Here is a 16,674-nt window from a genome sequence, read left to right as displayed (position 1 = left end):
AAATTATAGATTGCCTGATTATTTTTTAGAAAATAAAAAAGGGCTGATAAATATCAGCCCTTTTCATTATCTAAATATATTAGAAACGGATGTTTAATCCAATGTTGATACGACGACCATACACATCAAAGAACTCACCATCATCATAAGTTCCAGGATTTCTTGGTGGGGTAACGTCGAATAAGTTAGCAACACCAGCACGTAACTCAACCATATCATTAACGTTATAACGTGCATTTAGATCCCACTCAGTATAAGAAGGTACATCGTTATAATCATTATTTTCTATTGTCCACTCTCTATCAAGAACAGTAGCATGGCGGTATTTACCAACCATACCAACATATAAGTCTTCATAGCTGTAGCCAATTGTTAAATTACCTTGCCAACGTGGGTATCTAACTTCACCAACTGTCGGTGTCATTTCATAGCTTTCGCTTGAAACATCAGTATTGAACTCTCTGTGTTCTAAGTAACTTGCAAGTAAGCGAACATCAAATAAACCAAACTCTGTTTCATACTTATAGTTACCCTCTAAATCAACACCTTTCAACGCATAAGATGCTAAGTTGTATGGACCGTTACGAACAAGAGTAATATCTAGTGTTGCAGGATCACGGTCAACTAGAGCACATGCGCTGTTATCAAGGCTTGAAGCTTCATAACAGTCATTTACTACACGCTGCGCACCTAGCGAGTTTATTGCGTCTTCAACATCAAAACTCCAATAATCAGCAATCAAAGTGATATTTTCTGTTGGCGTATAAATCACACCAAATAAAGTATCATCTGATGTCTCTTCTTGTAATTCAGGGTTACCCGAGTTAACACTTGGCGGTGTAACTTGACGCCAATCCTGTGAAGGTCTCCAATCACCGTCAAGAATCCCTGGGTTAGGGATACCAGCAGCTTTACAGTTAGCAATTAAATTAGCTTTTTTAGAGTCATTAGCCGTTGCTATGCGTGTTTGATCACAAGGGTCGCCATAAGAAGCGAATGATTGAGTACCTGCAGCGTATAACTGAGATAATGATGGAGCACGAACTGATTTTGATTTTGTACCACGGAAACGAAGCTGATCGTTCATTGCATAGTTGAAACCAACTTTCCAAGCAACATTATCACCTACTGAAGAATAATCCATGTAACGTGCAGCAAGCTCTAAGCTTAGAGAGTCAACAAACGGCGCATCCACTAATAAAGGAATAGAAGTTTCAATACCGATTTCATCAACTGTAAATTCACCATCCCAAGCTTTTACAAAGTTACCAAACACTAGGTTATTTTGCATAGCAGCACCAGGCTCATTAGAACCTGTTTCTTTACGATGCTCAGCACTAAGTGCAAAAGAAACTCCACCCGCAGGCATATCAAAAGCATAACCAGAGATAACACCACCAATTACTTGTTGCTGTTTAACTTTTGAAATTGAAGCTGATGTTGTTACATAGTCTAGTGCCTCTTGCGACGCACCGTTTAAGCCAAATAGGCTTAATGGTTGACAGCCATCTAGTGCACCAAGAAGGGTTCCATCAGCGTCTCTGTTAGCACAACGAATTTCACCATCTACCATTACAGCATCAATAGCTTTATTGAAGTTTTCTTCTAAAAACTCACCATTCCAAGTTGTGTCATTTTTATTACGACCATAGCTAAAATATACTTCATAATCATATTCTTCTAATAATAAACCTTGGAATGAAAGAGTTGTATTAAATGAAGTACGATCATCTTCATAAGTACGATTACCGAAGCCTGAAGCTAACTTATATACAGTGATGTTTCTATCATCAGCATAGCCTGCATCAGCAAACTGGGCTTTAGCATCTGGGTGCCAATATGCGTTATCTGCACGAAGACTTTCAGCAAGAAATATTGGGCTACTCTCTGCGTAAGCACTTGCTTTAGAGAATGAAACCTCAAAATTCATTGAATGGTCGTCATGGTACTGATTTACCACGTTTGTAAAAACATTGAAACGGTTAAGTGGCGTTGCCAAATCTTGGTGTTCAATAAATTTGTAACCATTTGAGAACTCATCACCAAAATAGCGAAGTTGAGAGTTTGGAGCGGGCTGTGTCTTTCCACCAATCTCAAATGGTATTAGCTCACCATTGTCCCCAAAAACATATTGACCACCTGGTAAAAATGCATCACCAGCACGATCATATATACCTAACGTCTGAAGCCCAGGATTTTCAGCATAAGTTCTTGCTGGAATACCGTCTTTATCATCAACATTATCAGGGTTTAGCATTGTGTTGATAGGGTTTCTGAGGAAGTCTCGATCTTGTGCTTCTAATTGCTCTGTTTCAGAGTAAGATAAGCTTGTAATGAAGCTAGTTTTTTCGCCTTCACCACCAAAAGTGAATGAGAAAAATTCAGAACCACCGCCATTTTGCTCAGGCATAGATTTTTTGTAATTAAAATCGATAGTATCTTGAGACTTCTTCAAAATAATATTTACAACACCAGCAACGGCATCAGAACCATAAACTGCTGATGCACCACCGTGAACGATATCCATACGTTCAATCATTTCAGTCGGAATACCATTTAAGTCAACAGCTGGATTATCAACCGATGCACCTACGTAACGACGACCATTAACAAGAACAAGGGTACGACCTTCACCTAATTGACGCAAGTCAGTTGTATTAATACCTGCACCAAAAATTGTGTTTGTTGTAGTTGTTGGGGCAGAGCCAACACCTGAAGATGGAAGTTTCTGTAATAGATCAGCTACGTTTGTAATACCGGCATTCGTAAGTTCAACACCTGTTATAGTTGTAACTGGTGTTGGAGAAACTTCAGAGAAGCGCTTAATACGTGAACCCGTAACCTCAATTCTTTCTACTTTTTCTGCATTTTCTTCTTCTGCAGCAAATGTACTTGCTGAGAAAGCAGCTGTAGATGCTGCACCAAAAGCGATCGCTAAACGAACTGCTTTTGAAACTTTATTGTTTAACATGTGATTCTCCCTAGAACACTATTATATTTTTATTATTTAACAAGAAGTTTATAAACTTGCTAAGTTCCTATAATAATCCTAGATGAAGTTAAAGGTCAACACAGCATTAACAATAAAAACAAAAGTAACCAAATTTAAGTCTTTACTTTACATTCACACAAGAAAAACCAAGCATTTATGACTAGACCGTATTTTTAAACTAATCAAATACAGCTACAACCGCAAAATATCATTACTAATAAATATCTTTTTCTCTAGAAGTTAATTAACAAGAAATCAAAATCATCCTGCTCTTTAGCCAATTTTTAAAATTTTTCAAAAAAAAAAGCCCATACCAAGTATGGGCTTTCATTTATTTTTGTAGCTATTTTGTTAGAACTTTAAGTTAAAGCTAACATGTACAAATCGGCCTAAGGTATCATAAAAACCAGCAACAGTATTTGCATTACTAGCAATTGTGTTACCCACCATTGGAGGCTCTTTATCGAAGATATTATTAATACCACCTGTAAATGTAACATGCTCATTGTATGAGTAAGTACCAGATAAATCGATGAAACTATAAGAACCAATCCCGCCATTTTCAACTAAAGATTTATCATCAACACCATCATAATCGATACCACCGTAATAGCGCCATTTAGCGCCTATACGCCAATCGTCACGGATGTAGTTAATATTAGAAGTATGACGCCATTTTGGTGAAGCAAAACAGTCTGAATTAATATTACCAGCACAGTCATATGCTAAAGATGAATCACCTAGGATAGGCTCAACCTCTTTCTTCATGCTGTAATAACCGTTGATGTCAAACTTCAAAGTTGCATTTTCTAGATCCATTGAATATGCAGCTGTAGCATCAATACCTTCCCATGTTCTACCACCAATGTTATCGCTAAGGTTGGTTACAAAACCTGCTTGACCTAACCAAAGGCTTCCTGATGGGCTACGAGTAATGTTGTTACAGAAAAATGCATCGCCAGTTTCAGCACAGTTGTTAAGTATACGCTCAGCACCAACTTCACCTATAACTTGTTCAATCTCAATTTTGAAGTAATCTACAGAGAAGTTAAAGTTTTCAAAAGGAGAAGCTACTAAACCAATGGTAAGCGTTTCACCCTCTTCTGGTTGAAGCGCAGGATTACCACCAGCTAACTCATTGTATTGTCCAGCAGGTGATTCACCAATGTTACCGTATTGATCAGCACTTACACTAGCATTGGCACATTGACTAGCAGAGTAAGTTGGTCTGTCAGCTGCATCTGCTGCTGCTGGATCACCAGCACAACCATCTGCACCACTCCACAAACCAAGACTTTGAGCTGCGAATAGTTCACCAATATTAGGAGCACGCACAACCTTCGCAAAACTAGTTCTGAACTTATAAGTATCTGCAAGAGTGTAATCAACACCAATTGAGTAGGTTGTGTCCGAACCAGTTGTTGAATAATCAGACCAACGTGCTGCAGTTGATACATTTAAATTGTCTAATACTGGAATTTGTAACTCACCATAAACTTCGTTTACATCAATTACGCCATATAGACTTGGTGAAGGACCACCCTGACCTAATAATTGACCTTCTTCATAAACAGTATCTGATACACGCTCATAGTCTTGTTCACGACGTTCAACACCAAATACCGCACCTACAGGTAATGAAGCCGTAGGTAATGTCCAATCGAACTCACCACTAATATAACCACTGTATATAACTTGAGTAACTAAACCAGTTTGAGTACCAACACCAGCAAGTTGAGCTGCTTGTTCAGGTGTTACTCCACCAAGTTCAAATACGTTGTAATATAAACAACCATCATCTTGAGCACATTCAGTATCTACAGCACCAACACGAGGAGCTATTTTTGGTGCAAGTAAATCATTTTTATATACTGAGCTAGACGTCGTTGCAGAATAATTATAACTAACATCATATGACCAATTATCGTTTAGTTCACCTTCCATACCCGTTAAAATTCTGTATGAAGAATGTTCTAGATTATCAGAACGTGGACCACCTTCAATGTTACGTTTACCAATGTATGCAACAAACTGGTCACTTCCATCTTGGTTAAACAAACCTTGTAGCTGTTGCTTTTGAGTATCAGACAATAAAGGGTTATTGTAGTCAAATAAAATTTCATCATTATAGAACGTACCAGATTCTGCAATTTGACCTGCAGTTCTGTTATGCATAAAAGAGAATTCTAAATAAGGGCGAAAAGTATCGTTGATTTCATAATCGATAAAAGTACCCAGAGTGAAACGTTCGTTTGGTCTTAAAAAGTGATTAACTGGGGCATAGTTGTAACGATAACCATCATCTTCTCTAAACCCAGAACCATTTGGATCTAAGTATCCATAAAAGTTTTGCTTGTAATCAACTTCGCCGTCAACTACAGGGTAGATATCGAAAAATGGATTTGGAGTGGTACCAGAACCACCACAAGCTTGACCTGCTTTATCTAATGCACACGATGAGTAATCTCGAGAGCCTTGTAATAATTCAGTTTGACGGTTGTAAGTTACATAACCAACGGCATGGCCTTTGCTTCCATCAAATGCACCACCAACAGTGAAATCTATGCTGTAAGATTTGCCATCGATACCAGTGCTACCTGTATCATAGTTGAAGTCTTTTTCATCCATCAAGCCTTGGATGTATTTGTTATCATTATTATGTTGATAACCTGAAGTACCTACGTTGAGTGAAATACCTTCAAACTGGTCGTCCATCACAAAGTTAACAACACCAGCAACAGCATCAGCACCATATATAGCCGCAGCACCACCAGTAAGAACATCTACTCGCTTAATCAACGATGAAGGGATTTGGTTTATATCTGCAACCTGAGAGGTAATACTACCCGCTTGCATTCTTCGGCCGTTAATTAGTACTAATGTTCTATTTGAACCTAAACCACGTAGATCTACAGTCGCAGTACCTGTGGCGCCATTGGCTAAAAATGAACTTTCAGCAGCTTCAATTTGTGGCAACTGATTCAAGATATCTTCCACACGAGTGAAACCGCTTAATTTAATCTCTTCAGCAGTCATTACAGTGACTGGACTAGAAGTTTCTAGGTCTGTACGCTTAATACGAGAACCTGTAACTTGAATACGTTCAACTTTTTCAAGACCTTCCTCTGCAGCTGTTGTGCTTGCAGAAAATGCAGCTGTTGATACTGCACCAAAAGCAATCGCTAAGCGAACTGCTTTTGAAACTTTATTATTTAACATTTGATTCTCCCTAGAATACCGTTATGTTTTTTATATTTAACAAATCACCAACACAAGTTGCGTTAATTTGATGATCATAGCCTTATGATAATGCTTACAACGAGGAGCGGTCAACATATAATTAACAATAAATAAACTACATGAAATAAATAAGACACACATACAGATATAAAATTAACATGGTGGTGATTTTATATATAAAGACACTAATTAAATTCACACCTAAACCCCACAAAAATAACTATTTCATAAATTGCAATAAATTTATCGTTGATTACTATTCAATTAAAGCTTTCCTATTTTTATACTAAAACAACGAAGCTTGAGTAGATTCAGTTGGTGTGTTTAATGCGCTTAATATCATTTGCGCAACAGGGTCGAGTTGTCTTTGGATGTACAGCGGGTAGTTCAGAGTGTTTTTACCGGTATAAAGCTCAGCGCCGGATACTGCGTAAACATATTCGATTACTTGTCCGCGTTTTATTTCAAACTCAGGATGGCTCGCTTTGTGTTTTTTAACTGCTTGAACGTGAGGTGGGATATTTTTAATATAATCGTTAAGGTGCTGCCCTAAACGCTTTCTATATACTAATTTACGGTCAAACTCACCATTATAAAGTTTTTGAGTGTAGCTATTTATAATATCGTGCAGTTGCTGTATTTCGAAGTTGTCGGTAAATAATGTCTCGAATAACTGTGTTTGAAACTCTTGTGCAAACTCAGTCCAATCGCTACGTACTGTTTCCATACCTTTAAATACAAGTTTTTTCTCATTATTTTTAGTTACTTGCCCCACATAACGTTTTTTAGAACCTGTTTTTTTACCTCGTATAGTTGGCATAAAAAACGGACTGTAATGAGTTTCAAATTCAATTTCCAAATAGCTTTTTAAGTCATAACGCTGCTTTAATTCTACTTGCCACTTTTCGTTGATATGTCGAACAAGTTGGCAGCCAATTTCGTTACATTGCTCAGAGCTTTTATCTTCACTAAGTTTTACAAACGTAGAGTCGGTATCACCATATATTACCTCAAAGCCTTGCACTTCTATCCATTTACGGGTTGTTTGCATTATTTCATGGCCACGTAAAGTGATAGAACTCGATAAGCGCGGGTCGTAAAACCGACAGCCTTTAGAGCCGAGTACACCATATAAACTATTCATAATAATTTTAATCGCTTGCGAGAGCATGGGTTGATTAGTGTCTTTGGCTTCTTGGCGAGTTTGTGTCAGGTGCTCAATTAATTTAGGCAGGTGGTGCTGCGTTCTTGAAAATAATGCCTGATTAAATCCTTCAACTGCTTGCTCTGGCTCATTTAGCCCTACGATTAAGCCTAGCGGGTCAATACAAAACGTACGCATAATTGAAGGATATAAGCTTTTAAAATCCAATACCAAAACGTTTTTATACAGCCCTGGAGTCGACTCCATCACATAGCCACCTGGGCTCTCAAATGAGAGCCCATGATCGCCTAAATTGGGGGCAACATAACCACTGCGGTGTAATAACGGTAAGTATAAGTTTGTAAATGCGGCAACCGATCCCCCCATGCGCTCAAGTTCGAGCCCAGTGATTTGAGTTCTAACTATGGCAAATTCAAATAACTTCAATTTTTCGAAAATTTGATTAACCAAAATACAGTCTTGACGGTTGTAGGCAGCAAGAGCGAGCTTGTCTTCATTAAATTGACGAACAATTTCTGTTAATCGGTTGTCGGTTTTTATTAATTTAGATTCGTTAAGCACCCGCTCTGCAACATTAGCTAACGAAAAGCTGTCAAATCTATAAGTGGCATTCTTCAAGGTATCAATGCCATCAATGACGCACCGCCCTGGGAGCGTTAATCGGGTGTAATGACCCTTATTAATATATAAAGGTTGATTATCTCGGCCAAAGTTTAGAGTAAGCCCTAACGCCTTAGCGCGTTCTTGCAATAAACTAAAATCAAAATCAATAACATTCCAACCAACAATAACATCGGGGTCATTATTTATAATGTACTGCTGCAGCTTGGTGAGTAGGTTAATTTCGTCATAGCACCAGTCTATTTCAAATGTCGAGTCACTCTGCAGCTGTTGCTCACCTATCATCAATACACAATCTAAACCATTTCCCACCAGTGCAACACTAAATAACACCCCGTCGCCATTGCATTCTATATCCAAAGAAACAGACTTAAGCGTTGGCGTATACTCGGTGTTTGCTTTTAGCTTTGCATTACTAATTTCAATAAAGCCGTTTTGAGCTTTGGCGTTACCGGTTACCCATACACCTCCTTTAATAAAGCGCTCCATTAAAAAGCGATCACTGTGGCGCACATCGGCTTCGTAAATTGGCATTACTTGCTCTAAAAGAGCTCTTGCAGTGTATAGGCTTTTTATATCGTTAAAGTAACAGGCAACACACTCGCTACCACTAAAGTGACAAAGCTCAACATTATTAAACTGGACGTTAACACTCGCCTTAGTCAACAAGGTATTCGCTGCCTGCTGCTGTGCTAATGGGATGAAGAATACCGCTTGCTGGTTTTCAATCGTCACTTTTATCGGGCCCTGATCAGAGCTTAGCCAGTAACACAAAGTAATACCTTGTGCATTTTTAGCCCCGTATTGTTGCCTTGATAAAATAAAGCCCTGATAGATTGCTTGTGTCAATGTTCGATCCCACTTAATATATACACTGTAATTATATACATATTTTAGGTTAATCATCACATGCTATCGAGCTCACTTAAAAAAACAATTAGACAAGTACACCAGCATGTTGCAAATAACCTAACCGATTACCGCCCTCGCAGTAGTCAAAACTATTTAGTTGCTGAAATCGCCAAAACATTAGCCGGTGAATACCATAAAAAACAACGTATTTGTGTTATTGAAGCAGGCACCGGCACCGGTAAGTCATTAGCTTACTGTCTAGGCGCTCTACCATTGGCATTAGCACAAAAAAAGAAACTGGTTATTTCTACGGCTACTGTTGCTTTGCAAGAGCAATTAATCGCTAAAGAACTGCCGTTTTTTAAAAAGCACTCAGGGCTCGATTTTAAATTTGATTTAGTAAAAGGCCGCCAACGTTATATTTGCGCTCACAAACTTCATAATGCGCTGAACAGCGATAGCCAAACTCAAATGGAGTTTATGCCTACCCTTACATCACCACTAAGTGATATGGAAACTAAGTGCTTAAAGCAACTTTACGATGCCTATGTAAACAAAAAATGGCAAGGCGATAGAGACAGCTGGGCTGATACCATTCCTGATAGGGTATGGGGACTAATCGCCTGCGATAAGCATGCTTGCCAACGCCAGATGAAAGCACACCAAACATGTCCTTTTCAACTCGCCCGCCAGCAGTTAATGCAAATGGATGTATTAGTTATAAACCATTCGTTACTGTTAGCCGATTTAGATTTAGGGGGCGGAAAAATTTTACCCGAACCCGACAATACCATTTATGTAATCGATGAAGCGCATCACCTTGCGCATATTACCCGCGACTTTTCATCTGCTGCAGCTACCATAAAAGGCACGATAGATTGGCTCGACAAACTCACTAAATTTAGTGGCAAAATGGCCAAAGTGTTAGTGGGGCAAAAAGGTATTGGGCAAAACTTTAAGTTATGCGATAGCGTTAACGATGCTAACAAAGATTTAAAAGTAGTCCGCGATATTCTCGACAACGCCGATTTTGAATATTCAAAAGACGATACCTATCGCTTTGAACATGGTGAAATTCCTAAATCGCTACATGCGAAGGCAAAAGACATTAGTGAGGCTACGCTTGATGCTTTACGCTGTTTGAATAAAATGCACGATACCCTCACACAAGATGTAAGCGACGGTGATATTAAACCTTATGTTGCCGACCCCATTCTGGCTGAAAGTGGGCAATACATAAACCGGTTAGAACAACTTAATAAATTATGGTTTAGTTACGCTACTAAAGGCGAAGGCACGCCGCATGCGCGTTGGATAAAACGACTTGAATATAAAAGCCATCATGATCACTTGCTTAGCGACTGCCCCATTGAGGTCGGTTACTATTTAAAAGACAAGCTGTGGAGCGAATGTGCTGGAGCCGTGCTATGTTCTGCTACCTTGAGCGCACTAGGCTCATTTGATCATTTTGCCTATGAAAGTGGCCTTGCTAAAGAAGAAGGGGTAAAGTTTATTAAAGTCCCCTCCCCGTTTGACTACCCAAAACAAGCCACTCTGCGTATTCCGACGTCAAGCATAGAGCCAACAGATAAAGAATTTAGCGATCATATTGCTAAAACACTACCCGAGTATCTAAACACTAAAAAAGCCAACTTAGTGTTATTTGCCTCTTACTGGCAAATGGACCATGTAAGTAAATTCCTTAGAACAAAAGGATTTAACTTATTAGTACAAGGTGAAATGTCACGAGAAGCTTTACTCAAATTACACACTAAAAATATTGATGAAGGCAAAGGCAGTATTTTATTTGGCACCCAAAGCCTTTCTGAAGGACTTGATTTACCAGGTAAATATTTAGAAAACCTAATTATTACAAAAATTCCATTTGCGGTGCCCACCTCGCCTATCGAAGAAGCACAAGCGGAGTTTGTGCAAAGTAAAGGCGGTAATCCGTTTTTATCTATAACCGTGCCAGACGCAGCAAAGAAATTGGTACAAAGCTGTGGTAGACTGCTGCGCAAAGAAAGTGATATTGGCACAATAACTATTTTAGATAGACGCTTAATCACCAAACGATATGGCAAAGCCATGCTTGACACCTTACCACCTTTTAAAAGACAAATAGATTACTGATGTTTGAACTTGCACTCGACCCAACAACTTGGGCTATTTTATGTGGCGTTGCACTTTTAGCGGGCTTTATTGATGCTATTGCTGGCGGCGGTGGATTACTTACTGTACCAGCACTGTTAACGGCGGGATTACCTCCTCATTTAACGCTTGGCACTAATAAATTGGCCGCCAGTTTTGGCTCGTTAACTGCCAGTATCACCTATTATAAAAAACAGTTATTTAACCCACGATTTTGGTTTGCTTCTATTATGGCTACCGCCATAGGTGCTTTGTTAGGCACACTCATTGTTGATCATTTAAGCATTGAGTTTTTAAATAAGCTCTTACCTATTATTATTATTTTAGTGGCTTGCTACAGCTTGTTTGGTAATTTAAGTACCACACAAAGTGACGACCTGCCTAAGTTAACCCCCACCATAAAACTAAAACAGTGGCTACAAGGATTAAGCCTAGGTTTTTTTGATGGTTTAGCTGGGCCTGGAACGGGAACTTTTTGGACTGCCTCAAACGGTATGCTTTATAAAATGAGTTTGCTACTTAATTGTGGTTTGGCGCGTTCGATGAATTTTGTTTCTAACTTTATCTCGCTGATCACCTTTGTTGCACTTGGCCATGTTAACTTCTTACTGGGAATTACAATGGGCTTCTTTATCATGCTTGGTGCATGGTTTGGCGCACATTCAGCGATTCGTTTTGGCAGTAAATTTATTCGTCCAGTATTTAATACTATGGTTATACTTTTAGCATTAAAACTAATTTACGAGGCATACTTTTAACATGCAACCTGCCGCTTTAGACAAACTACGCCAACAAGTTGCCACGCTTAAGCAACAGGCAGAGCAATTTGACAAAGCAAAGCTCTTTTCTAAAAACAGGTATATGCAGGCACAGCCGAGCTTATTTGACAGAGCCGTATTTAGTACCAAAAGCATGAACTTAGCCGACTATGTAGTAGAAATAGAAGATGAAATAGCCAGCCTACCACCGAGCGAACACCGTCATGCTTACACCTATGCACTTGAGCGTATTGCCAGTCAGGTACAAGCGGTATTTAATGTTATTAAATCAACCCCTATTTGGGTGAAAGAAAATAAAAGTCATTATAAGCCTCGTGCTAAACAGCCTGTTTATAAACAAGCGGTGCAAAAAATCATGCAATCATCCCACGAATTATATGATGAACTTAAACAAAACCATGAATTTGAGCGCCGCCTAGTACTGATGATTGAAGAGCGTAAATTACAAATGGAAAAAGCATCACCAGCGCAGGCACAAAAGCTTAACCAGGAAATTTTAACCACTCATGCGCGACTCGGGCGTTGTAGAAAAGCAATTTCTGCCACCGAAGACAAAATTCAACAAGTAGAAAAACAACAGCTACGCTAATGCAGCTTTTTTATCACGATCTGTACTCGCAATTAGAGTTACCTGAACGCCATCGCTTTCCAATTAAAAAGTATCAGCAGCTTAAACATGAAGTTGAATGTTTAGGCTATACCCAGTTTATATCGCCTTCTCCTGCAACAATAGCGCAATTAAACTTGTGCCATAACTCAGATTATATTGCTAACTTTTTAAACGGGTCGTTAACTGACAAAGCGGTTAAGAAAATAGGATTCCCTCACTCTTCTGAACTTGTTGAGCGAACACTTTGCTCTGTTGGTGCCAGTATTCAAGCCGCAGAAAGTGCAAAAAGTGGTTTAGCGGCTAATTTAAGTGGCGGCTACCACCATGCTTATAGCAATTACGGCAGTGGCTTTTGTATTTTTAATGATTTAGCCATTGCGGCAGCGCATCTTATTGCAACGGAGCAAGCCGACACCGTATTAATATTTGATTGTGACGTACACCAAGGTGACGGTACCGCGCAAATAACCCAACAGCACGAGCAGATAATTAGTTGTTCAATTCACTGCGAACAAAACTTTCCTCGGCAAAAACAGCTCTCAAACTATGACTTTGGCTTACCTGCAAACACCACAGATGCAGAGTATTTAACAACACTAGAGCAAGCTCTTGAGTTATGTGTTCGTCTCCACCAGCCCGATATTATTTTATATAATGCGGGCGCCGATATTTATACCAAAGACGAACTCGGCTTATTTGATGTTTCTCTAGCTGGTGTGTATAAACGCGACTTTGCTGTTCTTAACTTTTGTAAGCAGCGAAACATACCACTGACGTGCGCTTTAGGTGGCGGTTATCAACGTAACATCAACAATTTAGTTAGTGTCCATAAGCAACTATTTAAAGCGACTCTCGATTTATAACAATCCTTGGTATAGACTCATTACAGACAATAAAAAAGAGTGACAGGAATATGCGATTAGATGACGACATACACAATTTTTACGAAAAACTCGTTTTAGAAGAAATAGAAAAACGTAAACTTAATGAACGTTACAACGACGATGTAATGGCTGACTTTTGCTGCACCGTACTCAATCAATTACCCCCCCGTTATATTCGTTATGATGTAGATATGGCGTTTTATTTAACTCAAACAGATCGTTTGGATATGCAGCAACGCGTAGAAGTTGCCATTAATTTTGCGATTGATCAAATAGCTAAAAAGAAAGAGCTCCATGAGTAATCAGCTAGAACAAGCTCCTACACACGTGAAACTGGCTGTTGATTTAATTATGATTTTAGAGCAACACGATGTAGAGCCAGAAGAAGTATTAAAAGCGCTCGATATCGTAAAAAGTGACTTTGAGAAAAAGCTAGTTAGTAACTAGCTTTACTCTATTGTTTGTATTTCATGAACAGTGACAACACCATCGTGTTTATTACAATCAATTTTAATTTCGCCGAATGTGCGCCTAGGTGATGTTGACCTACGGCAGGTCATGTTTTGAGCTTTAACACCAAATTGTTCAGTATAAACGGCAACAATTGCATCTATTTCTTGCTTCTCTTCTGTTGTCGCAGCGGCATAAAAAGTATCATATTGTTGTGACCAATTTTCAACGCCTGCTTCTGCAGCAACCCCCAACCACCCCATACCAAGCTTAGTTGATTGCTCTAAATATTGTCCTTTTAGAAACATAAACGCTAGGGTGTATTGTGCACTTTTATAACCCAATGCAGCTGGCTCTTCTAAATAGTTAAAAGCCTCTTCAAACTCCCCTTTTCTGTATGCCTTAACACCATTATATTCTTTTTTCTTCATAGTATTATCGCTGTAAAGACTTATTGGTGACGAATTACAGCCAGTTATTAAAGCCATCAATACCAGCAAAGTGGCACTCAATTGTTGATGATTCATTATTATCCTTAATTTATTATTGTTTTTGCCCAGAAACAACACCACTTTTAAAACACCCGCCTTAAAAGTTGTTAACATAAATTTAATACTATCATGGGATTGCAAAGCTTACAGCGATTATTTTTATAAGCGCAGTTTTAACCGCCCATTTAAAAATAGATAAACCTAATTTTTTAATACCCTGTGTTTATACCCAAGCTACTTTAAGTACAATACATTTAACTGACGTAAATCTATCACTGACTGTCCGTTTGCTGAACCAGTAATAATAACTGCGCGGCCGCTTTGGCATCGTCTAATGCACGGTGATGGTTAGTTAAGTCTAAATTAAAGTGTGTCGATAAATTACCGAGCGAATACGACTTTAATCCCTTAAATGCTTTACGTGATTCAACAACGGTACATAGTTTTGGCATTTTAAAGTTGATTCCCAGCTCCTCAAGCTCTTTTTTAATAAAGCCATAATCAAAATTAACATTGTGAGCGACAAAAATACTACCCGAAAGCTTATCTAATAAAGTCGAAACAATGTCGCTAAATATAGGCGCATCACTTACCATGGCGTCGTTGATACCGGTTAGTTTAGTAATAAAACGAGGGATAGGCCGCTCTGGGTTTATCAGCGTAGTCCATGTATCAATGATGTTGCCTTGCTGTATTTTAACAATACCAATTTCGGTAATTCGGTTCCCCCCTTTTAGTCCCCCCGTCGTTTCAATATCTACCACACTATAAATCCGCTTAGGATCTACATACCAGTTTACCGCTGCAATATTTACGATAAAGCCACAGCTTTTTAAATTATCGATACTCACTAACTGGTTTCTTTTAAGCTTATCGCCAGGCGCTTTAACCTCTTCAAAATGAACAGCGCTGTTATCAACAATCATTAAATCGGGGTAACCATCTTTTAATTGTCGGTAGTTCTTTGCCATATTTTTTAAATGCTGAAGTAAAGCCGTTATTGGGCTATTTAATATAAGCATCTCTACTGGCTTTAAAACATCTGGGTGCCACCTAAATAAGCCATTTGGTTGCTCATAATACTTCGCGGCATGGTTACACACTAAACGCAGCAATTTGGGGGTACTATTACACGCAGCCAGCCGCGCTTCTATTTGTGAGGATTGATTTAAGTAAAAGGAGTCTGTTTTTAACGCTTGCGGGAAAATATCAAATTCATTACAAGGAGGCGTCGGAGTTTCAATAAACAGCTCTTGCCAAAAAACCAGTGTAAATAAACTTTGCCACAAGGTATTCTCAGTATAAAAAACCTGCTTACCTTGACGAGTGTAGTGATCGCTTACACCTAACTCAACATCGCCTCGGTAAAGTTCATCAACTTCTATAATGCAGCGTGTACTGGCTAACATTTCACTGAGCCGCGAACGGGTTTGCTTGTTAAATTTACGCATTAAAAAGTCATCTGCAAAATACAGTAACTCATCACTAAGCGGGTTTTCTATAATTTGCTCAAGCTGCGCTTTTACCCATTGCTTATTGCCCTGTCGGTATTGCTCCCTTATTTGAATCTCGAGGGCTTGTGCATCGTCTTCGCAGGCATTAAGTACATCAAACGCAAGTGTTGGGTTAGTTGTTTTTAGTTGCTTATAAAGTATAACCAGTAACTTGTTTTTTAACTCTTGTGCAATATCTCCTACCGCTACTTCATTTATTAGCTTCTTTGCTAGTACCTCTCTTTCATTGTCATCTTTTGTATTTTTAAGCGTTAGCCGCAAACGGTTTAATCTATAGTTAGACTGCGCTTCCTCTATTGAATCAAAGCGCGACAAGCTTTCACTATGCTCTTGCCTAACAGGTGTTACGCCTAAATCTCGCAGTACAAATCGATTTTGATGATTGACCTCGCCAGCACTGAGTCTGCCAATATATAAAAACTCAAAATACTCGTAGTACTCTTCTCTATTATTTATCACGTACTGATTATATAAGTGTACAAGACACTCTGGCTTAGATTCAAAGAATGAAATAGCTATTTCAACTAAGTTACTTTTAGCAGTGCTTTTTTTTAATAATGGCGGTTGATCTTGCTTTTCTAGCAGCTCTATTAACGCCGGTTTTGTTAGGTGACTTAGTAGTTGCCTATGATCTTTATCAGAGGGTTCTACAATTAACTTTGCCGCTTTTAATTTAAAAAGTGCTTGGTATGGCGAGCTAATTTCTTCGTAGTTTAATGATTGGGTTTGAACTAAATAAGGCTTACGAGAATAAATGCGCGCCAACATACACTGGCTCTGCTCGTCGAGCGCGTTTATTTTACTAATAAATAAAAGATGCTTTTGCTCGAGTAAATGCATGCATTTCTCGCTCACAAAAGTTAATAGCTCTCTAAAATGTGCCAAATAATATTTCGCTGGTAACTCTTTTTTCATAAAACCGCCC

The 16,674-nt window shown here is 38.8% G+C and carries 11 protein-coding genes; 6 read left to right on the top strand and 5 right to left on the bottom strand.

Annotated features, from left to right (window positions below; translation table 11 throughout):
• Positions 1 to 79: 79 nt before the first annotated feature.
• The 3 genes from DK924_RS03630 to DK924_RS03620 form a co-directional block, all read right to left on the bottom strand.
• On the bottom strand, positions 80 to 2,971 hold the full coding sequence (locus tag DK924_RS03630; protein ID WP_055012782.1) for a TonB-dependent siderophore receptor: 2,892 nt from the start codon (positions 2,969 to 2,971) through the stop codon (positions 80 to 82).
• A 372-nt stretch (positions 2,972 to 3,343) separates the two neighbouring features.
• Positions 3,344 to 6,211 (bottom strand): TonB-dependent receptor domain-containing protein, encoded by a 2,868-nt coding sequence (locus DK924_RS03625; protein WP_109874355.1) that lies wholly within the window; start codon positions 6,209 to 6,211, stop codon positions 3,344 to 3,346.
• Positions 6,212 to 6,518: 307 nt separating this feature from the next.
• Positions 6,519 to 8,867, bottom strand: a complete 2,349-nt coding sequence (locus DK924_RS03620; RefSeq protein WP_109874884.1) for a DNA polymerase II — start codon at positions 8,865 to 8,867, stop codon at positions 6,519 to 6,521.
• Positions 8,868 to 8,927: 60 nt separating this feature from the next.
• Between DK924_RS03620 and dinG the strand changes: the two genes are divergently transcribed.
• From dinG to DK924_RS03590, 6 genes are read left to right on the top strand one after another with little or no spacing between them, the layout of a single operon-like run.
• Positions 8,928 to 11,003, top strand: a complete 2,076-nt coding sequence (dinG, locus tag DK924_RS03615; protein WP_054202434.1) for an ATP-dependent DNA helicase DinG — start codon at positions 8,928 to 8,930, stop codon at positions 11,001 to 11,003.
• The gene (locus DK924_RS03610; RefSeq protein ID WP_109874354.1) at positions 11,003 to 11,779 is read left to right on the top strand and encodes a TSUP family transporter; all 777 of its coding nucleotides are present in this window, start codon (positions 11,003 to 11,005) and stop codon (positions 11,777 to 11,779) included. The genes dinG and DK924_RS03610 overlap by 1 nt, the downstream gene beginning before the upstream one ends.
• 1 nt (position 11,780) lies before the next feature.
• Entirely contained in the window at positions 11,781 to 12,389 is a 609-nt protein-coding gene (locus DK924_RS03605) for a primosomal replication protein (RefSeq protein ID WP_008109383.1), read from the top strand.
• Positions 12,389 to 13,273, top strand: a complete 885-nt coding sequence (locus tag DK924_RS03600) for a histone deacetylase (RefSeq protein WP_109874353.1) — start codon at positions 12,389 to 12,391, stop codon at positions 13,271 to 13,273. The genes DK924_RS03605 and DK924_RS03600 overlap by 1 nt, the downstream gene beginning before the upstream one ends.
• A gap of 50 nt (positions 13,274 to 13,323) precedes the next feature.
• Complete coding sequence (locus DK924_RS03595) at positions 13,324 to 13,596, top strand: late competence development ComFB family protein (protein ID WP_008109379.1); 273 nt, start codon at positions 13,324 to 13,326, stop codon at positions 13,594 to 13,596.
• Positions 13,589 to 13,741, top strand: a complete 153-nt coding sequence (locus tag DK924_RS03590) for a DUF2496 domain-containing protein (protein WP_109874352.1) — start codon at positions 13,589 to 13,591, stop codon at positions 13,739 to 13,741. Before DK924_RS03595 ends, DK924_RS03590 begins: the two co-directional genes overlap by 8 nt.
• Before the next feature lie 2 nt (positions 13,742 to 13,743).
• On the opposite strand, the gene DK924_RS03585 is transcribed toward DK924_RS03590, so the two are convergent.
• Positions 13,744 to 14,271 carry a sel1 repeat family protein gene (locus tag DK924_RS03585; RefSeq protein ID WP_109874351.1) on the bottom strand — a complete coding sequence of 176 codons (528 nt, stop codon included), beginning with the start codon at positions 14,269 to 14,271 and terminating at the stop codon, positions 13,744 to 13,746.
• Positions 14,272 to 14,507: 236 nt separating this feature from the next.
• The gene (locus tag DK924_RS03580) at positions 14,508 to 16,664 is read right to left on the bottom strand and encodes an exonuclease domain-containing protein (RefSeq protein WP_109874883.1); all 2,157 of its coding nucleotides are present in this window, start codon (positions 16,662 to 16,664) and stop codon (positions 14,508 to 14,510) included.
• Positions 16,665 to 16,674 lie beyond the last annotated feature (10 nt).

This window comes from Pseudoalteromonas sp. meg-B1 (assembly GCF_003173795.1).
Lineage (GTDB): Bacteria > Pseudomonadota > Gammaproteobacteria > Enterobacterales > Alteromonadaceae > Pseudoalteromonas > Pseudoalteromonas undina.
This window is presented reverse-complemented; position numbering and strand designations above follow the sequence as displayed.